Source organism: [Scytonema hofmanni] UTEX 2349 (genome assembly GCF_000582685.1).
Lineage (GTDB): Bacteria > Cyanobacteriota > Cyanobacteriia > Cyanobacteriales > Nostocaceae > Hassallia > Hassallia hofmanni.
On record NZ_KK073769.1, the window covers coordinates 104,569 to 125,564 of the forward strand.

Sequence of the window (20,996 nt, forward strand, 5' to 3'; positions counted from 1 at the left end):
GGAAGTGAAAGTAAGACATGTAAGGCGAAGGATTAATTTGGCGCAGAGAACGATAAAGTGCAAAGGGGTCGCCAGTGTATTCTGTTGATAATCGTTGGGAAATTACTACTTGAAAAATATCGCCTGCTTTGATATAATCCTTTGCTTTTTCAACTTGGGCGCAAAATTCATCTCGCGTGAAGTTGCTGGTATACTCCCCCGCTCCCCCCACTCCTCTACTATTTGGTGGTGTCCATTCCAAGATAGTATTTAGGGGCGATAGGGGTAAAGATAACTTGTGAACCATCTGAGTGACGCGATCGCACGCTTGTTGATATGCTGCTTGTAAAGACGCGAAATTTCGCGTCTCTACGTTACGTAAATCAGCATAAGCAACTGCCCAAATTTTCCGCTTCACCTGATCGAAAATCAACAGGTGGTCTATCTGCATCCACAATCCATCCGGAATATTACGATCATCTTGGGCATGAATTGGCACGCGCGGCTCAATCCAATTTATTAATTCATAGCCCCAAAATCCAAACAAACCGCCAATTCCCGGCGGTAATTGCGGTAACTTTACTGGCACAAAAGGTTCCAGACATTGACTTAAAGCTGCAAAAGGATCGCCTTCAAAGACAATTTGCGAACCATCACGATGCGTTTGAGTTGTACAATCTCCCCTAGCTGCCAAAGTCCACAACGGATCGCAACCCAGTAAACTATAACGTCCCAGCTTTTCTCCGCCTTCTACCGATTCCAACAAAAAGCTATAAGGCTGACCAGCACATACTTTATACCAAGCAGATACGGGCGTATCCAGGTCTGCGACCCATTCCTGATACACCGGAACAAAATTACCTTGTTTGGCTAGCTCTTGAAATTCGGCAAAATCAGGAAAAATCATAATTTAGGAATAGGGCATGGGGCATGGGGCATGGGGCATAGGGCATAGGGCATAGGGCATAGGGCATAGGGCATAGGGCATAGGGCATAGGGCATAGGGCATAGGGCATAGGGCATGGAAAGACTGCTAGCTATTAGATATAAAACGCGTATCAAAAATCGAGCGTCTTTAATTCCCATTGCCCATTGCCCATTGCCCCAGTCCCTATTCCTTATGCATCGTAAGGAGATTTACCGCTGAACTTGAGTTGAGATGCATTGGGGTTGCTGCCGATGTTGCGGTCTACATAGCCCACTTTCCCACGACCTGGGTTTACCTTTTCAGGGAAGACACCATCAGCCGGGTGCAAATACTGAGTTTCGCCGCTGGGATAAATCCGGTAGATTTTGTAATCTGTGATTTTGAACTTCCGGAGTTGACCGCCTAAAGCGATACCGTACTCTTTACGAGCCAAGTAAAGCAGGTTCTCGCCTTGGTTCATGATAGCAGAGCCGCCTGTAGGCATTTCAAACACTTGCTCTTTGGGGCTAGTCCAGGTGATCGCGTACTTTTCTTCTTCGTATGCCTTTGAAAGCAAACCGCCAGTGCTGCCACCGAATATGGGAGTTTGTCCAGTTAGTGTTTCTGCCATAAAAAAAATTGTCTCTCAACGTTTTTAGGGCATCGTAACACTGCGACCTGGGTCATGTTGCGATCGCGTTATAGACTGTAACAGTTCTTTGTTAATTTTTGGGCAATGGGCAATGGGCAATGGGCAATGGGCATTGGGCAATGGGCAATGGGCAATGGGCAATGGGCAATGGGCATTGGGCAATGGGCAATGGGCATTGGGCAATGGGCAATGAGAATTAAAAAATTGAATAAAGCAACTGCGTGAATAAATACGATTCTTTCCATGCCCCATGCCCCATGCCCCATGCCCCATGCCCCATGCCCCATGCCCTATGCCCCATGCCCCATTTTCAACTCCTCACTTTTTTGACTGACAATCGGGATGGTAAAGTGAAACTGACTACCTTTGTCTTTGCCCCTTGAGGAAGCCCAAATTTCTCCACCCCACCCATTGACAATTTGACGACATATTGCTAATCCTAAACCAGTGCCGCCAGTTGTACGTCGCAAGGCTCCCTCTTCTTGATAAAAGCGGTCAAAAACTACTTCTAATCGATTCGGTTCAATACCGCGTCCAGTATCAGCTACAGTCACTTCAAGCATTTGATCGCTGTTGCGAGTCGCTTTAATGGTGATTTCTCCTTGGGGAGGTGTAAATTTACAAGCGTTATCAACAATTTTTGCTATTACCTCTACTAACCAATCGCCATCTGCTCTGATCAAAGGTAAATTTTGGGCAATTTTACTCTTGATTTTTGGCTGCTTTTCTGTTGCAGAGCGAGTGCGAAAACGGCTAATTGCTAATTCCACGCACTCTTCTATGGTCAAAGATTCTGGATGCCATTCTACCCGTCCGCTTTCTAAGTTAGAAAGTGTTAAGAAATCTTGCACCAGTTTCCGCATTCGTTCGGAATCAGTTAGAGCTGTAGTCAGCATCACTTGTTGCAATTCTAGAGGCATATCCGGTTCGCTGGCGAGACTTTCCAGGCACACCTGAATCGTGGATAGAGGAGTGCGGAGTTCGTGTCCGGTGATGGCTATGAGGTTGCTGCGGGTGCGGTCGAGGGCTTCAAGTTGTTGGTTGAGGTCTTCTAGGTTAGCATAAGCTTCAGCTTGAATTAGAGCCGAGCCAACTTGGGTGGCGATCGCTTTGACTAAATCCAATTCTCCAACTTGCCACTGATGGGGAGGCAAACGGCAATAGTGTAACTCGACTATGCCCAATAATCGTCCTTGAAATAATACTGGTTCCATCAGCCAAGAACGAATCGCAAACTTTTTGGCAATTAAAGAAAGTTCGCTATCACTCTTAATGCGATCGTCAGCTACAGTATTGACAACGCTGATACCCTCACCCTGTTGTGCGATCGCCCCAAATAAAGGATTATTTTGTAAATGCCAAGTTTGCCCGACAACAGATAAAACACCAGGACTCAAAAACTCGTGTTCTATTTTCGCGCTTGCATCTGTAGCTTGAGCGCGGTAAATTAAACACCTCGAAGCTTCTAGATGTTGTCCTAGTTCTTGCACTGCTACTTGGAGAACTTCATGAGGATTAAGTGATCGCCTAATTGCAGTGGTAATTGAATTGATCAAGCGCTCTTTGCGTGCTTGAGCGGCAATTGAACGATAAGCTTTATGCAATTTGTACTGGCTAGCTTGCAAGTAAGTTACCAAACGCTGCACAAACGGGTCAGTGTCAATGTCACAAAAATCTAAAGGTATTTCTTCTACTTTTGAGTAGCTTGACAGCAAATCCTGAGTCACTTTTCTGTTACCCCGATGCACCCCAATACCAAATCTCTGGCTTACCTGCTCAACTTTGCTTGTCAATTCTGGTCTGTAAACGATAATTCTGTCTAATAGCAACTGGGCTGCTTTTAGGCTTACTTCTCGCTCACTAGTCCAAATTCCCTCAAATCTTCGCGCTGTCTCCATATCCAGACTGATGTTCAATTCTGGCATGTGCTTATTTTTGGTCATAGAGCCTTGGCTTTCTCGGCACACCAAGCAAGTTGCATAGTTTTGGGCAATCACCACCAAATGCCATTCGTGACTTAAGCCATCTTCTTGGTCAAAGGCGATTTTTTCGTAATATTCCGAGCTATTAGTGAAATCCGTTTCCGGTGCAGCTAAGACGTATACTTGATTGCTGCGATCGGCAAGTCGCTGATATCGATGAGCTTCTTGGCGGTAAAATCTCTCTCGTTGGAAGCTCGCAATCACCAAAGGTTCGTCTAAAGTTGCCGCCAAAACCTGATCTTCCATCGCATGGGAGAGCGCTGTTAGAGAAGCTTTGAAATATAGCTGGGGTCGCACGTGAGGTAGCGTCTGTAGCAGATCGCTCAACACAGAAGTCGAAATGCTCATGAATGTCTTTAACAAAGCCCAAGTTGGACAATATCCACGTCACAGCTGCATTGTACAAATTACAACGGACTTTCAAGTTAAGTAGACAGTTGCAATATGTAAAGAATCCTGAATATATTTTTCAGCTTTCCCAAAAGCGAAGGTTTAGCATATCACTTAAAAGGAACGCATACGAGTTTCTTTACAAAAATAAAAGTCTTTCATTCATAGTATATTTTTCCTGAAGAATCAAATACACCACAACGAACAATGTTCTCGCGTTACATCTTACGTCAGAACATGTATTCCAGGCAATTCCAACAACCCTGATAAATTCGATTCCCCCTAACTGCTGACTTTGGGGAGTCAGCAGTTAGATTGCATAATCAACAACTTAGATGAAAAAGTTTTTCTAAGTATTATGGTTTCAATTAGTATAAAACTTTATCAAAAAATATACAAAACTTAACCAACTATTTTCTTGTCGGCAATGTTCATATTTATCACAAATTACTACATATTTTGGATGAGTAGCCTTGGTGTGCAATTACCTTTTTTTTCCACACGAAAGCTATTAAAGAAAAGGTGTTATGCTTTTCTAAATATTTTAATTTGATTGTAGTAAGTTTCAATATAAATGTATCAGCATTTACAGTATAATTAATACCTTTGAAAACTCAATTACCGTTAATAACTTAGTATTTTACCAAAGGGCTTACGCGATGGTGCTTTGAAGGGGAGTGGGGGACAAGGAGGAATTATCCATGCCCTATGCCCTAAGTAAAGCAAAAATTAGTTACCCATAAATGGTGTAGAAATGTATAGAATCTTTAAAAGATATAAAATACATTGTTTTTAAATGCACACACTTGTGGCTTGTTCCTCAATGCAACTGTCTAGACCAACTCAATGTCAGCCTTTAAAGATTGTCGCACTAGGAGATAGCTTAGTTTACGGATTTGGCGATCCAGAAGGGGGAGGCTGGGTTGAAAGATTGCGGCGGTCGTGGATGTCGCCGGATAGTGCGGGTCATATTGTTTATAATTTGGGAGTACGAGGCGATCGCACTCAACAAGTAGCACAAAGACTAGAAATTGAATTCCGCCATCGGGGAGAATTGCGAAACCGCGTCCCCGACTTGATTATTCTCTCAGTGGGAGTGAATGATTCAGCGCGGTTGAGACATGCTGATGGACGCAACTATACAGATTTTGCCGTCTTTGAATCAGAAATCGCTTCTTTGCTTGAACAAGCACAGCAACTGTGTCCCGTGTTATTTGTTGGGATGGTGCCAGTCGATGAAGCCAAGATGCCATTTTTGGATTGTTTATATTATAATCACGCCGATCAGTATCGCTACAAAGAAGCTACTCGCATCGCTTGCAGTAAAAGACGGATTCCCTATCTTGATATTTTTGAGCGTTGGATGGGACGCAGTGAAAATTGGAGACGCAAACGTTTAAGTAAAGATGGACTTCACCCGAATACACTAGGTTATCAAGCTTTGTTAGAAGATGTCATGAATTGGGAAGCGATCGCCATCTATAATTCCCAAACAATTGCCAGCTAGCATTATTTTCACCACTGAGTCTCTTATATCACTAATGCCCCTAAATATAAAGATGACGATTTATTTATCGCATCTGTTGGGTTCGAGTAACGCATAATTAATTTACCGAAAAAATGGGTTTAGGGAATTAGTTAAAGGGATTTATCTAGAGTGAATGTTTAAAAATGGGGGACAGATGGGTGCATTTGCGCCAATGTCTTCTTTGCGGACACATCGGTTGTTGCGACTCCTCAAAAAACAAACACGCTACCAAACACTTCAATACAACCAATCATCCGATTGTCAAATCCTTTGAACCGAGCTTGAAGTATCTGGTGTTATATCGATAAAACTTTCGTGTAGAAAATAAATTCTTAGCTGCTGCGACTAAAAAACACAGCAGCTATAACAATTAAACTCAAAAGCGCCAAAGGAACCCAAAGATTAGGGATATCTGATAGACTCATAATTTAAAATTAATCCCCATAAGAGCGATAATTTCTTTTATATATAGCAGCTGAAATTTATTAAGTTTGAATTTGGAATTTATATGACATCAAAAGAAACAGTAACATGGCTACAAGAACGCACAGCTTTAGGAATTCTCGAAGCTGAAGTTTTAAATGCGATCGCCCAACAAATCGAAGAACAAATCATCCCAGCTCAAACCAACCTCGTTGTAGAAAATACTTCCCCAGAAGCACTTTACATTCTTATCGAAGGTCAACTCGAAAGCGATAGCAGCAATCAAGCCAACCCAGCGTTAGCGATTGGCTTCCTTCCCGGTGCCGTGATTCACCTGCAAGAATTACTGTTAGACCAGCCGACGCAACGCACCATCACTACCCTTACAGAATGCCATATTTGGGTTGTGCCTGTCGAAAAATTTCGCGCTAAGTTGCGTGAATACCCGGAAATTTTTCAAGCTGTTTCCCGTCAATTGGCGCAAGAATTGGCGGATTTAACATCAGCCTTTACCTACGAACAAGAACGAGCGATCGCCTTACGTCCGTATTTAGTCACCAAAGCCAAACGGGGAATTGTTGGTACAAGCCGTTATGCGGTGCGTTTGCGCGAAGAAATTCGCGAAGCTGCGAATGACCGTAAATCTGTCTTGATTTTTGGCGAACCAGGCTTAGAAAAAGACAATATAGCTGCTTTAATTCACTTTGGTTCCAAACAGCGACGCGAACCGATTATCAAAGTTAACTGTGGTATACTCCAAACCAGCGGTGCAGATTTGTTTGGGCGTGCTGGCGGCAAAGCCGGACTGCTGGAATGGTTAGGCGAAGGTACTCTCATCCTCAACAACATTCAAGAAACTCCGCCAGAGTTGCTGCCACAACTAGTTAATTTAGTTAAAAACTCTACATATAATCCCGTAAGTCGTTCTGAAGAACCACCCACCGCACCCCGCACTTCTCGCGCCCGGATTTTGATTGTTTCCGAAAAAAATCAGCCGCAAATCGAACGCTGTATAGGTCATAACATCAAAGTGCCACCGCTACGAGTGCGGAAAACTGATATCAAGGCTCAGGTAGATTATTACATCAGTCTTTATACTCAGACTAGGGGTATTTATAAACAAAAATTAGCACCAGAAGCATTGCGCCGTTTGCAATCTTATGATTTTCCTGGCAACTTAAAAGAATTGCAAAATTTAGTAGAAAGAGCGATCGTCCAAGCAGGGGAAGCGCGGGAGTTAACAGAAGAAATTTTCTGGTCAGTGGATACGAAGAAAAAGCGATTTCGGGTGAATTTGTTGAATGTTTATCCAGATTTGCGGAAATTTCTCCGCAGTTCGTGGTGGACAGATCGCATTAATTATGGCTTTACTGCCACAGCTTTTGCGTTGATTGTCGCAGTGTTATTTATTGGACCGCAAACACGCGATCGCAATTTCGTTCTCAATCTATTCTGGGCTTGGTGGTGGGCTTTTTTCCTATTTCTCTTTCCCTTTCTCGGTCGCGTCTGGTGCGCTGTTTGTCCCTTCATGATTTATGGGGAAATTACGCAAAAACTTTCTTTATGGTTGTTTCCTCGACAACTAAAACGCTGGAATCGACAGTTAGCCGAAAAATGGGGTGGATGGTTTCTTTTTGGACTATTTACCCTAATTTTTCTGTGGGAAGAACTTTGGGATTTAGAAAATACAGCTTACCTTTCCGCTTGTTTGCTGCTGTTAATTACCGCCGGCGCGATGATTTTCTCTGCCATTTTTGAACGACGATTTTGGTGTCGATATCTCTGTCCCATCGGTGGAATGAATGGTTTATTTGCTAAACTTTCAATGACTGAACTTCGAGCGCAGCAAGGCATTTGTTCCGCAACTTGCACTACATATCAATGTTACAAAGGTGGACCTCAAAAAGGCGAAGGAATGGAAACTAACGGATGTCCTTTGTACTCGCACCCAGCACAATTAGAAGATAACAAAGACTGCGTACTGTGCATGACTTGTCTTAAAGCTTGTCCCCATCGTTCCGTTGAGTTTAATTTGCGTCCACCTGGTGTTGAATTGTGGACAACCCATGTATCCCATACTTATGAAGTAGCGCTGTTGTTTTTACTATTAGGTGGAGTGTATCTGCATCGTTTACCGGAATTGCAATCTTGGTTAGGGTTACATCTCGATTTAACTCAGTTTTGGCAACATTTAGGATTATCGCTACTAGCTTTAATTATCCCTGTAGCTGTTCCCTTTGCTGCATATGGTTTGATGAAGGTAATAAATTTTGGACGTAAGCCGAAAGCATTTATAGAACTTGCTTATGGCTATCTACCATTAGTTTTGGGTGGTAACTTAGCTCATTATCTACGTTTGAGCCTAGAAGAAGGCGGACGCATTCTCCCAGTAACTTTTGCCACTTTCGGTCTAAATGGTGAGCAATTGCCTGTATTGGTCGCTCATCCAGCGGTGGTTGACTTTTTACAAGGTGTCACTCTGATTTTTTCAGTTTTGTTAACGATATTGTTAACCCAAAAAATTGCTCGTCAACCCATGCGATCGCTCTTTTGGCAACACTTAGCAACTATTACACTAGGCGCTAGTATGTGGGCGATTATAGTTTGACACTCCCCACGCATAAATGCGGGGGATTCCAGCGTCACTGACGTTCCTTGCTTTTACAGGTCTTGCGACCAATAGAAGTAGAGGGAACATCTCGACTGGCGTTACTTCCCGGATGCCCTCCGGTAGCGCTTGCACGACTTAAAATTACTTTGGCAGCATTCACATCGCGTTGTTCTGTATGTCCGCAATGTGGACAAGAATGAGTCCGAGTGCTGAGAGATTTTTGGACTCTAGCACCGCAATTACTACATTCCTGACTTGTGAAGTGTGGAGGAACTGCAATAATTTCCCTCCCAAATTTCTCACCAAAGTATTCAAGCCACTGGCGGAAATTATACCAAGATGCATCATTAATGCTCTTGGCTAGCTTATGGTTTTTCACCATGCCCTTAATATTGGTAGAGTCGATGCCCGGTATTATCCGGGGCACCTCTCTGTTAAATCTGGGCGTGCGACTTTCACCGCACCCAGCTTCCGATGTTCTCAGCTTGCGCTTTTGCTCATGTGTTTATAATCGTGGCAACTCTCATGAATTGCTTCAAGATTATTTTTCTTCCAGTTGGCGTGATTTCCGTCGATGTGGTGCAGGTGAACCCGTTCTTCATCGATAAACTTTAAGCCGCAGGATGCACATTTATGGTTTTGCTTCTTAAGAGTTTTAGAGGTTTCGCCGTCGTAGAGCTTACTTTTTCGTTCGCTCCAGTAGGTGCCATCCCCGTCATAGGGGGACTTTGTGCCTTTGACCATGACGTGACTACCTTCGGAGTAGGGAACCTTCGGAAATGCTTTGTCTAGTAATTTCTTGCTAGAGTGGCGGTCTTTCTTGGCTTCCTTATTAAATACCGTGTATGCTCTGTGGCTCATGAACCAAAGTGATAACTTTGACCCGTCCATCTTGCAGAACTTATGGTAATTTCTCCAGCCTCTAACTATTGGGGAAAGCTTTTCAGCCTTCACCTTAGAGCCATAATTCGAGTTGTTGACGATGTGTTTTACTTTCTTACGAAAAGCTTTGAAGTTTTCCACTGAGGGAGTACTTCTAAACTTTCCATTGCTCTGCACTTTGAAGTGCCAGCCGAGGAAATCAAACCCATCTGTCGCGGCGGTGACTTTGGTTTTCTTTTGGCTTACATTCATTCCGCGTTTGCGGAGGAACTCGCTGATTCTTTCAAGTATCTCTGTCGCATCATCTTGGGGGCGGAGTATGATTACCATGTCATCTGCATATCTCACTGATGGTTCGGGATTTATCTGGTGTTTTGTCTGTTATTCTGTAGCCACGTTTGTACTCTACGTGGTATCTGTGTATACTCTCAATCCCGTTGAGTGCGATGTTGGCTAGTAATGGGCTAACCACTCCCCCTTGCGGTGTACCCTGTTCGGGAAATTCTGGGTTGACTCCTGCCTTGAGGCATCGGAATATTCCGAGTTTTAAGCCTTTGGGGGCAATGAGTTCGCCCATTATTGCTGAGTGGTTAATCCGGTCGAAGCACTTTTCAATATCGAGTTCGATTACTCGTTTTTCTATTCCGTTGGCACTAGAGTTAAGGTTTGCAAAGATGTACTGTTGTGCATCATGGGCAGAGCGCCCAGTTCTGAACCCATAGCTCCGGGCGTGGAAAGTGGCTTCATGTGCTGGTTCGAGTGCATATTTTGCTAGGCATTGCCAAGCTCTATCCGCGATGGTTGGTATTTTAAGCATTCTGGTTGTCCCGTCCTTTTTAGGGATGGGGATTTCCCGTAGTCCTTGATGCTTCCAATTTCCACTGTTCATTCCTAGTAATTCTTCAAGGTTGAAGCGTTCTTCAAATGAGAGGGATTTCTTCCCATCAATACCAGCCGTCTTTTTACCAGCGTTTAGCTGTGATACTTGTCTTATTGCCAGAAATCGAGCCGAGGTGGATTTCATAATAAGCTTTTGGAGTAACCGTGCTTTCCGCTTGTCTCCAACTTGAACAGCTTTATACACGCGCTTTTGAAGGCGGAATAGATTTCGGCGGAATTTCTTCCACGGTAGGGCTACCCAAGATTCACTAGTTTTATAACTGTGTCTAATCATTTTCTCTTCTCTGGTTAGTGTATTCTGAACACCTCGCAACAATTACGTTGCGTCCTACCCGAACTGTGGGGATTCTTCCGCTCGTCTGGTTTACCTGGGGTTCGACTGTCCCAAGACCCACAATTCGTTTTTATTCGTTCCCTCGGAAGGATTGATTGTTCCTTTAGATGTAGCCAATTCAACTACTGGATTCCCTCGACTCATGCCGTTTTTGACTTAATTGCGGCGGGAATGAACTCCAGTGTGGTCAGGGTTTTTATGTTACGCCCTTGCCTTTGGATAAGTTGCTTTTCTAGGCTCTGTTTCATCGTAGGAACCCCCTATTAGCGCCAGTGTCAACCCGCAACGGCAGTCTGATTGCGCCCTGTTCCCAGCTTCACCCTATAGAAACCGAGTCTACTCAGTGTGGGCAGGTAAGGAGTCAATTCTGAGTCTGAATGGTAGGACTTTCACCTACATCTGACCGAGAGTTCAGCCTTTTAGTGACAGTAATCTGCTGTCGGGCTGGATTAGTTATTTACGGACTGAATACCGTGATTCACTAATCAACGAATCGCACTAAATCTTCCAAGACAACCTTAGCGTTAGCTAGGCATAAGTTACGTGCAAGTCTCTTCGCATGTTCATCCCTTTGTCTTGTTACTTTTAAATGTTTACGAGCATAAATACCACGCGCTTTTCTTCTACCAGATGACCCTTTTTTCTTCTTGTAAATGTTACGTTGAACCCGCTTGATATCAGCTTCAGACTTGCGTAGATATCGCGGGTTTTCTTCATGGTTGCCCGAAGAATCAGAGTAGAAATACTCCAATCCTACGTCGATACCAATCTCAGACGTGGTTGACGGAGCTTCTTGCTTATTTTCAACTTTCACGCAGAACTGAACATAGTACCCATCAGCACGACGCACAATCCGAACTCGTTTAATTAGTTCAGTTGGGTAGGCATGAATATCCCACTTACCTAGTAACTTGAGTTCACCAATCCCTTTTTTATCAGTGAAAGCTATTCGGCGCTTGGTCGGATGTAACTTCCAAGACTGTTGTTTATATTCAACAGAACGACTATGCTTTTTGAATCTTGGATAGCCTTTCAATCCTTGTTTTTTAGCTTTGCAATTAGCAAAAAATCTGTTGATTGCTCGTTCAACATTTTCTACTGATGCTTGAGTTGCATGACTACTTAAATTTCTAACAAACTCATATTCGCCCCGTAACTGAGTGTTGTACTGGTACAGTTCTTTTTTGCCAACGCCGCGATTATCTATCCAATATCTCAAAACTTTATTTCGCACAAATTGGCTTGTACGTATAGCTTCATCTATGGCTTTTGATTGGGCTTTTTTAACTACTGCTTTGTATTCCAATACCAACACTCTTGAATCACCTCCCTTAGATTTGCTAGACTGCGTTTAGTATACACGGCGTTACTAAATATGACAACTAAAAAGCGATTAAGAAATATACCTGTTTTGCATGATGAGGTGAAAACAAAGAGAACCGTGGTACTGACTCCTACGGCTTGGAAAAATATTAAAGCTGAAGCAATAAATAGGGGTATCAGCGCTAGTGAGCTAATAGAAGAATGGGGACGGCGATTAAAATCGCCAACGGCTAACCCCCATAAATGAATTTAGGGGCTAGCCCGCCGTTGCCATTTTCGTCTAATTAGTGAAAACTTAGATCCGCGACAACTTTTACGGATACTGCTGGTGATTCAGGGGTATCACCCCTTATCTCACGATTTTTCGACATTCCACACAATTGTAGAGACGTTCCGCCGGAACGTCTCTACTTGGAACTGTTGATTTCACTAGCCCAATCAATCCCACGATCGCGTTAATGGATCAATTGGTATATCTGGATCAATCTCAATCACGGTGATCTTGGCATTCTCAACCACCGTATTTCCCATAATCGTATTGTGCAGTGCCTCGAACTTCGATTCTTCCTCAGCAATGCGTTCGTAGTGCAAAATTACATGGTAACGCTTGGCAATTGACCCTCCAGAGTCTGATCGCTCCACTGTGTCCCAATCTATATTTTGTTGTTCTTCCACCATCCGGCGATACTCATCGGCTAGTTGTTCTAAGGCGATGGCGATGGCGTGTTCTTTTGTTTGACCGTAGCATTGTATATTTTCTCTAGGAGAATCGCTCAAAGACGATGATAACTGGCAAATATACTGTCCATTGTCTTGAGGCTGCACTGCGATCGTAATAGTTCCAGTGATGTCGGGGTTCACGTCAGTCATATTAAACGCACTGACAAATATAAGAGTATATGCTCACAGTTAAATTGTAAGCGATCACTCTATTCGGCTGTTTCACGTTTGTGTTTTTCGATTTCGGCGATCGGTAACAGTAAGGTATCTTCAATTGTGTATCTCACTTCATCACTCACCACACAAATATTATTCATGCAATCCACCAGTAATTCAGTTGAAGTGCGGAATGTGGCTTATAAGCTACAGGACTTACGCACGAACTACGTATTTCCGTCATTGCGACGTAAGGAAGCAATCTCAAAGTCTTGTTTTCTGGTAACGAGTGCGTAAGTCCTAAACTAGATAAATCTGACACAGAATAAATACAAATCACGTTTAACAGTATGACAAATTTTTTACAACCCCCAAGATTACGTATTGGTGAAGACATCGAAGAAGAACGTCGCGCTACTTGGCTGGAACTTTTTTATGATTTGGTATTTGTAGTTGCAGTTTCTCAACTGGCACACAATCTCCATGATGATGTCACTTTATCTGGTTTTTTTAGCTTTGTTGTTCTATTTATACCAGTTTGGTGGTCATGGATTGGCAGTACAATGTACGCCAACCGCTTTGATAGCGATGATGTGGGACATCGGTTGCTGACTGGTTTACAGATGCTGGCAGCAGCGGCATTAGCTATTAATATACACCACGGTTTGAGTGATAGTTCGGCTGGTTTTGCTCTTTGTTACGCTCTCGGTCGTGCTGTGCTTGTCGCCGAATATATCCGTGCCGGAATGCACATACCCACAGCACGGATTTTGACAAATTATTATGCTACAGGTTTTGCTGCTGCTGCTTTGTGTTGGCTCATATCCGCATTTATACCAACTCCTTGGCGGTTTGGATTTTGGGTTTTGGGACTAGTCATTGATTTTGCCACACCATTGATATGCAGCAAGATACAAATACAATTGCCCCCTCACGCTTCCCACTTACCGGAGCGTTTCGGACTTTTCACAATGATTGTTTTGGGTGAGGCTATTATCGCCGTCGTTAATGGTGTTTCCGAGCAGAAATGGGATGTTTTCAGTGCGATCGCAGCTTTCTTTGGTTTAGGTATTGCTTTTAGTTTGTGGTGGGTTTACTTTGATAATCTAGGTGGTACACCGATTCAAAAAGCGCGGACAGAAGGAAAAATCGGTCCGATGATGATTTGGCTCTACACTCATCTACCCCTAGTGATTGGCATTGCTGCAACTGGAGTTGGTGTAGAAAAAGTATTACTGAGCGAGCAGCAAATAGCTTTACCCGATGCAGTCCGCTGGCTAATTTGTGGAGCGGTAGCTTTATGCTGGCTAATATTAAGTATTCTCCACCAGTTAGGAGTAATTCGCTACTGCAAAATCCGCGCCAAATATCGAATTGCGGCTGTTCCTATTGTGTTGGCGATCGCAATTTTTGGTTCATCTTTGTTACCGATTGCCGTCATCGGACTCCTAGCTTTAGTTTGTGTTGTACAAGTTATTCAAGACTTCTCCCAAAGTCGTCCCACCACTCGCTTAAGCGAACCAGAGATTTAACTTATACCATTTCTCTATGAAGATGCGCCTAATTTAGCCCACGCAGGTGGGCTTCCCTTCGGGACGCTGCGCGAACGTTCTTTTAGCCCCAGGCTTCCAGCCTGAGGTCGCGCATATTATCTAGTTACTTTCAGCCATCCAAAAACCTCCTCAACCGTCAAATCTAATGTTAAAAATTTTGGTATTGGAAGGCGATCGCTACCTATTAATTCTATCGGTTGCTGTCCGGAAATGAATGCTAAAATTAACCGCTCCTCTGGATCAATTAACCATCCTAACTGAGTTCCATGTTTGAGACAGTGTAAAATATTACTGATGACTTTGGTCGCTCTTTGTTCAGGAGAAAGAATTTTTACCGTCCAATCTGGATAACTTTCAAAGGCATTGGGTACTTCACCATCCGCTTCAAACGCAATTCGTTCCCAAAGGAATACCGTAGCGTCGGGAACAATTGAACGTCCACCAAATGTACACCGCAATTCCAGAAAGGCTAGGGCAATTTGTGAGGCTTCTGCAACTTGATTAACAGTATCACAAAACTTGAGTTGCAGACGAGAATGTTTACCTTGAGGCATGGGTTTTTGGTGAATTTGACCAGCAATAAATTCACTAACAGGTTTGGTTTCTGGTAGTTTGAGGAATTCTTCGAGGGTGAGGGACGGAGTAAGTGCTGTTGTCATTGCCTCAAAATTTTATCGTCTCACAACTACTATAAAATGGTTGCAAAGTTTCTAGCATCGCATCGTAAACAACAACAGTTTATGTCTACGACGGGCTACGCCTACGTACACCGTTAAGATGAATAAAACTGAGAATATTTTACCCACCAAATAAACGCCCCAAAAAACCCTTCTTCTTATTTCTATAAATCTCTAAGTTTTCACGAAAAAGATTGCTGCTAGGATCGAGATGAACAGCTATTTCTAATTCAGCGATCGCTTCCTCTAGCTTCCCTTGATTATTCAGCGCTAACCCCAGGTTATTGTGAGCAAATGCATCGTTTGGGTTGATTTGCAAGGCTTGGCGGTAAGAGGCGATCGCTTCCTCTAGCTTCCCTTGATTATTCAGCGCTAACCCCAGGTTATAGTGAGCGATTGCATCGTTTGGGTTGATTTGCAAGGCTTGACGGTAAGAGGCGATCGCATCATCTACTTTGCCTTGATTGTACAGCGCATTCCCCAGTCCAATGTGAGCGTTCGCATAGTTTGGGGTGATTTGCAAGGCTTGACGGTAAGAGGCGATCGCTTGTTCTAGTTTCCCTTGATTTTTCAGCGCTAACCCCAAGTTATAGTGAGCAAATGCATAGTTTGGGTCGATTTGCAAGGCTTGGCGGTAATAGGCGATCGCTTCCTCTACTTTGCCTTGCTTTTCCAGCGCTAACCCCAAGTTATTGTGAGCAGTTACATAGTTTGGGTCGATTTGCAAGGCTTTTTGATAGCGCGCGATCGCTTCATCTAGCTTCCCTTGATAGTACAGCGCTATTCCCAGACAATTGTGAGCATACACGGAATTCGGGTCAAAACGGAGGGCTGCTTTGTATTTGAGGGCTGCTTCCTCAAACTTTTTATCTTCACGTAAACGATCTGCTTCGTTAATCAGGCTTGTGACTTGATATTGGCGCTTTTCTAGCTCTTGTGCAGTGACTTGCTTTTCAATCAGGGTTGCATCCTCATCCCTGAGTTTTAGCATCTGCTGATAATTCTTTAATCCTTCACGGCTATGGTCACTGAGTGGATACTCCCATTGAAGGACTTTGATTAATTCTTGCTCATATTGTCGCAACTTTTGCTGATAGTCCTCCTTTGAAGAAGATAAAGACGCCTTGTAATCAGGTTTACTATCTAATTCCCGGAGAAGTCTATCTAGTTGATCATTATACTGGTTTGTGTCTTCATCTTCTTTAGGGGGTGAGTAATTGGAGTTAGCAACTAATCGCTTAACCTCCTGCCGAATTCCTTTAACAACTTCTAAGAATGCCTCATCTCGGTCAGCCCAGGTTTTTATTGGTTTACGATTACTAGGCAACGGAGATAGTTTATCAATGGGAGGGGTGTTCCAATCCGCATAACGCAGTAACACCGGGATAACACTAGCCTTTCCTGCTGCATTCCGTTCTAATGCGCGTGTAACTTCAACTGTCCAATGATAATCTGAAGCAATGAAATCTGAACTCACCAGCAACAGGATAAGCCCAGCTTGGTTAAGAGACTTGTCAATTTCACCTTTGAATTCTTGCCCAGCGACGATTTGGCGATCGCTCCAACTTGTAATAATATTTTCCCACTGCAAAGACGCTAGATGCTTCTCTAACTCTTCCCGTAAGTCGTTATCTTTTTCGTGGTAAGAAATAAAAACTTCAACAGATTGCATAAGGGTTATTATTTATATGCTTAGAAGAAACTACATAAGCTTTTGCTCGATTTCCTGAAGCTGCTGCTCCAACTGATTTCGTTCTGTTTGGCTTTCCTGAATTTGTTTCTCTAGCTTAAACTTTGTCGCTGTATCCGTTTCAATCGAGTGTGCTAGGCCTAGCTTACCTAATTTTGTGCTAGCCAAGTCATACTGTTGTTGCAGTGAATTGTGTTCTTCCTCTAATCTACGACGTTGGCGATCAGTTAAACCCCCACTCGTTGCAGGAGAGATGAAAGTTGCAAGTGTAGTACTTCCAGAAGCAGTTGAGGAAGTTTTTGATTTCGCAATATCTTCAACTACCCTGCGAATTCCTTGAGCAACATTTAAAAAAGCCTCATCTTGGTCTTGCCAGGTTGTGACAGCTTTAGCATTTTTGGGGAGTGCTTGCAGTTTACCAAAAGGCGCACCATTCCAGTCTGTCGGCTTAAGAATAATGGGAATTACGCGAGCTTCCCGCGTTTCATGTCGCTCCATTGCTCGCTGCACAATGTCGTAACAATCATCTGAAGCCAGAAAGTTAGCGCTTACCAGCAACAAAATGATATCCGCAGCGTTAAAATTATCATCGATCGCATTTGCTGATTCACTACCGGCACTGATTTCGCGATCGTGCCAAGCTTCAATCACTCCCTGACGTTTCATCAAGCTCAGATGAGTTGCCAAATCGTCTCGCAACGCTTCATCTTTGTGGGAGTAGGAAAAAAATACTTTAACTGCGTTAGACATATTCTTTAAATCTACTTTCTTTAATTACTGTATATGAATATATAAGTACATTTTTCTAGATAAAAGCTTGACATAAAATGTTTCTAAGTACAATTTTGCATAAATTTATCACAAAAACTCTGCATCACCCTGCGCTCCTCTGCCTTTCAAAACGAACGCTACGAATTAAATCTCGCAACCCCGTGCAATGCCAATGCAACCCGATGCAATGCCAATGCAAGCCGATGCAATGTGAATGCAAGCCGATGCAATGTGAATGCAAGCCGATGCAATGTGAATGCAAGCCGATGCAATGTTAATGCAAGCCGATGCAATGTTAATGCAAGCCGATGCAATGTTAATGCAACCCGATGCAATGTTAATGCATCCCGATGCAATGCCAATACATTTAAAAACACTACACTTTTACGCAAAACTGTGCTTAGAGATTTCTGGGCTGACTCTTCACGAATGCTGATTTATTATCAGCCAGTCGATGGTGAGAAAAATTTGGTATTTGTATTAGTTTCTGAACAATAATTAAAATTAGTAGAGACGTTCCGATGGAACGTCTCCCTTGATATATTAGGGATTTGGGATTTTAATTCAGCAACGCTGAAAAATAAATTTTTTATACTTACCCTTCAGGCGATTCCATCCACTCAATACACTTGTGCATCTGCTGATTCATCATTTCAGCATCAGCATGATATCGTCGCCCATGACCTGGTAACACCCATTCAAATGTATAATTAGCTAAATTTCGCATTGATTTAAGCTGTTCTGACCAAGAATACCAGCAGACAGTACGAAAGCCAATCAAATGTTTATATGTATCAGACCAAGCGAGATGATCGCCAGTAAAAAGAAACTTCTGTTTGTAAAGTAAAACAGTGTGTCCTTTAGTATGACCGGGAACGGGAATAATTAACAATTCAGGAGTTAACTCAAATGGTTCACTACCAGTTAGTTGAATTTCTACATCGCGAGTAGAAGTTGTAATCTCGTCAGTGTGAAGAATGCGCTGACACTCAAAATGTTCGGCAAACTTTTGATGATCCGCTACATCATCTTTGTGAGTCATATACATATAACGTATCCCCCCCATCTTTTCTATCCGCTTCACCAACGGAGGTGTAAACCGGGGAGAATCCACCAAAACATTACCTTCTGGTAATTGAATCAAATAACTAGCAGCACCAAAAGAATCTTCCGAATGATAACCACAGTGATAAACATTTTCGGCAACTAAAATTGGAAAACTCAATTGAGCGTATTTGATATCTTGCGGCTTCTCGATTGTACCAATGGAACTTGTTGGACAAGCCAACAAAGCTTGTAGCGCAGCCAATCGTTCCGTTTCATTACCTGGTTGATGATGAACTGCCGATTGTTCACCAACTTCAACAAAGACTTCCGGAGCCATCCAGCGACAGGTGTCACAATCAATACAGGAAGTATCGACATAAAAATCGCCGGTGACATTTTCCGGACGTCGCAGATTTAAATGAGCCATGTTAAACCTCTTTTACCCACTCAGCAGGTGGCTGGGCAATCAACCCTTCATTACTAGGTTAGCAAAAACGCCAAAAGACTCTTAGTGATATATCTGAGAAACGCGCTTCGCGCACGAAAAAATTCTTCATCTACCAGCTTAAATCACTATTTTTCCAAGCGATCTCTTGCGACAAGCCTTGTAAGCACCTACGCCCTAAAGTACACATTTCATGATATTTTTTGTACCTTCCCCTGAAAAGTTACTCGCTATGCTATCATCAATATGAGAATTAATTCGGCGACAGCGTTTGTTTTTAGCATTGACAGGTATTCTTCTTTTGGTGTTTACAGACTTCTCTCCGAAATCTAAATCTCCGCACACTCATGATTTTGGAGACAATCTATGTCTATTTATGTAGGTAACCTCTCTTATGAAGTTACACAAGACGCTCTGAGTTCTGTTTTTGCAGAATATGGTTCTGTAAAACGAGTTCAGTTGCCTACCGACCGTGAAACAGGTCGTTTACGTGGCTTTGCTTTTGTCGAAATGGGTTCAGAAGCTGAAGAAACAGCTGCCATCGACGCGCTTGATGGTGCTGAATGGATGGGACGCGATCTCAAAGTTAACAAAGCTAAACCCAAGGAAGACAGAGGTTCTTTCGGTGGTGGTAATCGTGGCGGTGGCGGTGGCGGTGGCGGTGGCTACAACCGCAATCGTTACTAAACCTTCTTAGATGGAATTGTTAAGTTAATTGAATTTAGAAAAGGCTCAAGTAATTAACGCTTGAGCCTTTTTTGGCATTTTCAAAGCGGTTAGGAAACGCACATTTTTTTGGCGATCGCGTAGCGTGTTCTTTACAACAAGATCGCACATTTTCATTGACCGGGTTTTTCCGAAAAACCCGGTTTATTTGCGCCAATTAACTAACAATGATGCAACTGATACCAATTTAATATGAAGTTGCATAATAAAGAACCCCACCCTAACCCTCCCCGCAAGCGGGGAGGGTTAGGGTGGGGTGGGGTAAAATTCTATGCAACTTCACAAATAATTGGTATGACCTGCCACAAAACTAATTACACGATGAGTTAGGGGAAGACTATCAATCACCATACTCAGACACAACAGCATCATGTAAGAGATGGAATAGAGAAATAAATCTTTAGCCAAAGTGCGATCGCCTGGATTTTGTAACAAACGCCAAGCTTTGAGAATAAATAATCCTCCCAAAGCAATTGCGATCGCCGCATACACAATTCCCGTTGCGTGTAACGGATAAACTAACAGCAGTGTGGTTGGCACCAAAACCAGCGAGTAAAACCAAATTTGTCGCACCGTCGCTTCATTACCGGCGACAACTGGTAACATTGGTATCCCTACTTTTGCGTAATCATCCCGAATCATCAACGCCAAAGCCCAGAAATGGGGAGGTGTCCAGACAAAGACGATGGCAAAAAGTAACCAAGCAACCCAACTTAAAGTTCCCGTAACAGCTGCCCAACCAACCAGCGCCGGGATCGCTCCCGCAGCTCCACCAATGACAATGTTTTGGGTGCTAGAGCGTTTGAGCCAATGAGTGTATACCAGAATATAAAATACAATACCAGACATTGCCAGCATTGCAGCTAGTAAATTGGCGAATACCGTCAGCAGACTAAAAGAAATTACAGCAAGAGCGATCGCAAAAATCAAAGCATCACGAGGCTGTATTTTACCCGAAGGCAAAGGACGATGGCGTGTGCGCTCCATATCATAATCAATATCTCGGTCATAGATACAATTAATCGTTTGAGCGCTAGCAGCTGCCAAAGTACCACCAGTTAGAGTTACTAACAACAGCAATGGATCTACTTTTCCCTCACCGGCAATCCACATACTACCAGCAGTAGTAATCAATAGCAGCGGAATAATCCGAGGCTTAGTCAGCTGATAGTAACTTTGAATAACTTGGGGAAATGTTTGGTGGTGCTTCGAGACATTAGTCTCAATCATGTTTGCCCTAATTCCTTATTTGTTCAATAACTTCTGTGCTATTTTCGTTGCCTCTGGCTTTCATAGTCCA

At 43.1% G+C, this 20,996-nt stretch carries 19 protein-coding genes and 2 pseudogenes; 7 read left to right on the top strand and 14 right to left on the bottom strand.

The genetic code is table 11. The annotated features are described in order from the left end of the window. From TOL9009_RS41015 to TOL9009_RS0130265, 4 genes are all read right to left on the bottom strand, one after another. On the bottom strand, nucleotides 1–886 hold an 886-nt coding region (locus tag TOL9009_RS41015), incomplete at its 3' end, for a chorismate-binding protein (RefSeq protein ID WP_038298084.1). Continuing rightward, complete coding sequence (locus tag TOL9009_RS46395; RefSeq protein WP_144238417.1) at nucleotides 883–1,065, bottom strand: hypothetical protein; 183 nt, start codon at nucleotides 1,063–1,065, stop codon at nucleotides 883–885. The genes TOL9009_RS46395 and TOL9009_RS41015, both read right to left, overlap by 4 nt. A gap of 32 nt (nucleotides 1,066–1,097) precedes the next feature. Beyond that, the gene (locus TOL9009_RS0130255; protein WP_029637180.1) at nucleotides 1,098–1,517 is read right to left on the bottom strand and encodes a photosystem I reaction center subunit II PsaD; all 420 of its coding nucleotides are present in this window, start codon (nucleotides 1,515–1,517) and stop codon (nucleotides 1,098–1,100) included. A gap of 311 nt (nucleotides 1,518–1,828) precedes the next feature. Then, nucleotides 1,829–3,868 carry a DICT sensory domain-containing protein gene (locus TOL9009_RS0130265; protein WP_029637181.1) on the bottom strand — a complete coding sequence of 680 codons (2,040 nt, stop codon included), beginning with the start codon at nucleotides 3,866–3,868 and terminating at the stop codon, nucleotides 1,829–1,831. Between the two features lie 838 nt (nucleotides 3,869–4,706). Between TOL9009_RS0130265 and TOL9009_RS0130270 the strand changes: the two genes are divergently transcribed. The 3 genes and pseudogenes from TOL9009_RS0130270 to TOL9009_RS0130275 all read left to right on the top strand — a co-directional run bounded on the left by TOL9009_RS0130270 (nucleotide 4,707) and on the right by TOL9009_RS0130275 (nucleotide 8,469). After that, nucleotides 4,707–5,417 (top strand): GDSL-type esterase/lipase family protein, encoded by a 711-nt coding sequence (locus tag TOL9009_RS0130270; protein ID WP_398345030.1) that lies wholly within the window; start codon nucleotides 4,707–4,709, stop codon nucleotides 5,415–5,417. A 161-nt stretch (nucleotides 5,418–5,578) separates the two neighbouring features. Beyond that, a pseudogene (locus TOL9009_RS50615) lies at nucleotides 5,579–5,746 on the top strand (UBP-type zinc finger domain-containing protein); the annotation flags it as partial. A gap of 200 nt (nucleotides 5,747–5,946) precedes the next feature. Next, complete coding sequence (locus tag TOL9009_RS0130275; RefSeq protein WP_029637183.1) at nucleotides 5,947–8,469, top strand: sigma 54-interacting transcriptional regulator; 2,523 nt, start codon at nucleotides 5,947–5,949, stop codon at nucleotides 8,467–8,469. 34 nt (nucleotides 8,470–8,503) lie between these two features. On the opposite strand, the gene TOL9009_RS0130280 is transcribed toward TOL9009_RS0130275, so the two are convergent. The 3 genes and pseudogenes from TOL9009_RS0130280 to TOL9009_RS41030 all read right to left on the bottom strand — a co-directional run bounded on the left by TOL9009_RS0130280 (nucleotide 8,504) and on the right by TOL9009_RS41030 (nucleotide 11,903). Further along, a complete protein-coding gene (locus TOL9009_RS0130280; protein ID WP_186227728.1) occupies nucleotides 8,504–8,899 on the bottom strand; it encodes an RNA-guided endonuclease InsQ/TnpB family protein in 396 nt (131 codons plus the stop codon). Between the two features lie 53 nt (nucleotides 8,900–8,952). Beyond that, a pseudogene (locus TOL9009_RS41025) lies at nucleotides 8,953–10,528 on the bottom strand (group II intron reverse transcriptase/maturase). Nucleotides 10,529–11,069: 541 nt separating this feature from the next. After that, on the bottom strand, nucleotides 11,070–11,903 hold the full coding sequence (locus TOL9009_RS41030) for an RNA-guided endonuclease InsQ/TnpB family protein (RefSeq protein ID WP_144238418.1): 834 nt from the start codon (nucleotides 11,901–11,903) through the stop codon (nucleotides 11,070–11,072). 60 nt (nucleotides 11,904–11,963) lie between these two features. On the opposite strand from TOL9009_RS41030, the gene TOL9009_RS41035 reads away from it, so the two are divergent. Beyond that, nucleotides 11,964–12,158 carry a hypothetical protein gene (locus tag TOL9009_RS41035; RefSeq protein ID WP_038298087.1) on the top strand — a complete coding sequence of 65 codons (195 nt, stop codon included), beginning with the start codon at nucleotides 11,964–11,966 and terminating at the stop codon, nucleotides 12,156–12,158. A gap of 191 nt (nucleotides 12,159–12,349) precedes the next feature. On the opposite strand, the gene TOL9009_RS0130300 is transcribed toward TOL9009_RS41035, so the two are convergent. Together TOL9009_RS0130300 and TOL9009_RS50620 are read right to left on the bottom strand one after the other, a co-directional pair. Then, the gene (locus TOL9009_RS0130300; RefSeq protein ID WP_029637185.1) at nucleotides 12,350–12,781 is read right to left on the bottom strand and encodes a hypothetical protein; all 432 of its coding nucleotides are present in this window, start codon (nucleotides 12,779–12,781) and stop codon (nucleotides 12,350–12,352) included. Nucleotides 12,782–12,840: 59 nt separating this feature from the next. Then, nucleotides 12,841–12,957: a hypothetical protein gene (locus TOL9009_RS50620; RefSeq protein WP_398345034.1), complete on the bottom strand. Its 117-nt coding sequence runs from the start codon at nucleotides 12,955–12,957 to the stop codon at nucleotides 12,841–12,843. Between the two features lie 180 nt (nucleotides 12,958–13,137). On the opposite strand from TOL9009_RS50620, the gene TOL9009_RS0130310 reads away from it, so the two are divergent. Beyond that, a complete protein-coding gene (locus TOL9009_RS0130310; RefSeq protein WP_029637186.1) occupies nucleotides 13,138–14,319 on the top strand; it encodes a low temperature requirement protein A in 1,182 nt (393 codons plus the stop codon). A 116-nt stretch (nucleotides 14,320–14,435) separates the two neighbouring features. Here the strand turns inward: TOL9009_RS0130310 and TOL9009_RS0130315 are convergent, their stop codons facing one another. From TOL9009_RS0130315 to TOL9009_RS42390, 3 genes are all read right to left on the bottom strand, one after another. Beyond that, a complete protein-coding gene (locus TOL9009_RS0130315) occupies nucleotides 14,436–14,999 on the bottom strand; it encodes a Uma2 family endonuclease (protein WP_029637187.1) in 564 nt (187 codons plus the stop codon). Between the two features lie 139 nt (nucleotides 15,000–15,138). Beyond that, a complete protein-coding gene (locus tag TOL9009_RS42385) occupies nucleotides 15,139–16,689 on the bottom strand; it encodes a tetratricopeptide repeat protein (RefSeq protein ID WP_051503152.1) in 1,551 nt (516 codons plus the stop codon). Between the two features lie 30 nt (nucleotides 16,690–16,719). Next, nucleotides 16,720–17,457, bottom strand: a complete 738-nt coding sequence (locus TOL9009_RS42390) for a TIR domain-containing protein (protein WP_051503153.1) — start codon at nucleotides 17,455–17,457, stop codon at nucleotides 16,720–16,722. Between the two features lie 277 nt (nucleotides 17,458–17,734). Here TOL9009_RS42390 and TOL9009_RS47990 point away from each other — a divergent pair, with 277 nt between their 5' ends. Then, nucleotides 17,735–17,914, top strand: a complete 180-nt coding sequence (locus TOL9009_RS47990; RefSeq protein ID WP_029637188.1) for a hypothetical protein — start codon at nucleotides 17,735–17,737, stop codon at nucleotides 17,912–17,914. A 159-nt stretch (nucleotides 17,915–18,073) separates the two neighbouring features. Here TOL9009_RS47990 and TOL9009_RS0130335 read toward each other — a convergent pair whose 3' ends face one another. After that, a complete protein-coding gene (locus tag TOL9009_RS0130335; protein WP_029637189.1) occupies nucleotides 18,074–18,952 on the bottom strand; it encodes an MBL fold metallo-hydrolase in 879 nt (292 codons plus the stop codon). A gap of 384 nt (nucleotides 18,953–19,336) precedes the next feature. Here TOL9009_RS0130335 and TOL9009_RS0130340 point away from each other — a divergent pair, with 384 nt between their 5' ends. After that, complete coding sequence (locus TOL9009_RS0130340) at nucleotides 19,337–19,657, top strand: RNA recognition motif domain-containing protein (protein WP_029637190.1); 321 nt, start codon at nucleotides 19,337–19,339, stop codon at nucleotides 19,655–19,657. Nucleotides 19,658–19,975: 318 nt separating this feature from the next. Here TOL9009_RS0130340 and TOL9009_RS0130345 read toward each other — a convergent pair whose 3' ends face one another. Next, nucleotides 19,976–20,926, bottom strand: a complete 951-nt coding sequence (locus tag TOL9009_RS0130345) for a heme o synthase (protein ID WP_029637191.1) — start codon at nucleotides 20,924–20,926, stop codon at nucleotides 19,976–19,978. Nucleotides 20,927–20,996: the final 70 nt, after the last annotated feature.

Coding starts and splice junctions, on each gene's coding strand:
- TOL9009_RS0130300 (WP_029637185.1), bottom strand. CDS start 12,781: ATGACTGACGTGAACCCCGACATCACTGGAACTATTACGATCGCAGTG.
- TOL9009_RS0130265 (WP_029637181.1), bottom strand. CDS start 3,868: ATGAGCATTTCGACTTCTGTGTTGAGCGATCTGCTACAGACGCTACCT.
- TOL9009_RS42390 (WP_051503153.1), bottom strand. CDS start 17,457: ATGTCTAACGCAGTTAAAGTATTTTTTTCCTACTCCCACAAAGATGAA.
- TOL9009_RS0130340 (WP_029637190.1), top strand. CDS start 19,337: ATGTCTATTTATGTAGGTAACCTCTCTTATGAAGTTACACAAGACGCT.
- TOL9009_RS0130255 (WP_029637180.1), bottom strand. CDS start 1,517: ATGGCAGAAACACTAACTGGACAAACTCCCATATTCGGTGGCAGCACT.
- TOL9009_RS47990 (WP_029637188.1), top strand. CDS start 17,735: ATGCAAGCCGATGCAATGTTAATGCAAGCCGATGCAATGTTAATGCAA.
- TOL9009_RS0130275 (WP_029637183.1), top strand. CDS start 5,947: ATGACATCAAAAGAAACAGTAACATGGCTACAAGAACGCACAGCTTTA.
- TOL9009_RS46395 (WP_144238417.1), bottom strand. CDS start 1,065: ATGGGAATTAAAGACGCTCGATTTTTGATACGCGTTTTATATCTAATA.
- TOL9009_RS0130345 (WP_029637191.1), bottom strand. CDS start 20,926: ATGATTGAGACTAATGTCTCGAAGCACCACCAAACATTTCCCCAAGTT.
- TOL9009_RS0130335 (WP_029637189.1), bottom strand. CDS start 18,952: ATGGCTCATTTAAATCTGCGACGTCCGGAAAATGTCACCGGCGATTTT.
- TOL9009_RS0130270 (WP_398345030.1), top strand. CDS start 4,707: ATGCACACACTTGTGGCTTGTTCCTCAATGCAACTGTCTAGACCAACT.
- TOL9009_RS41035 (WP_038298087.1), top strand. CDS start 11,964: ATGACAACTAAAAAGCGATTAAGAAATATACCTGTTTTGCATGATGAG.
- TOL9009_RS42385 (WP_051503152.1), bottom strand. CDS start 16,689: ATGCAATCTGTTGAAGTTTTTATTTCTTACCACGAAAAAGATAACGAC.
- TOL9009_RS0130310 (WP_029637186.1), top strand. CDS start 13,138: ATGACAAATTTTTTACAACCCCCAAGATTACGTATTGGTGAAGACATC.
- TOL9009_RS0130315 (WP_029637187.1), bottom strand. CDS start 14,999: ATGACAACAGCACTTACTCCGTCCCTCACCCTCGAAGAATTCCTCAAA.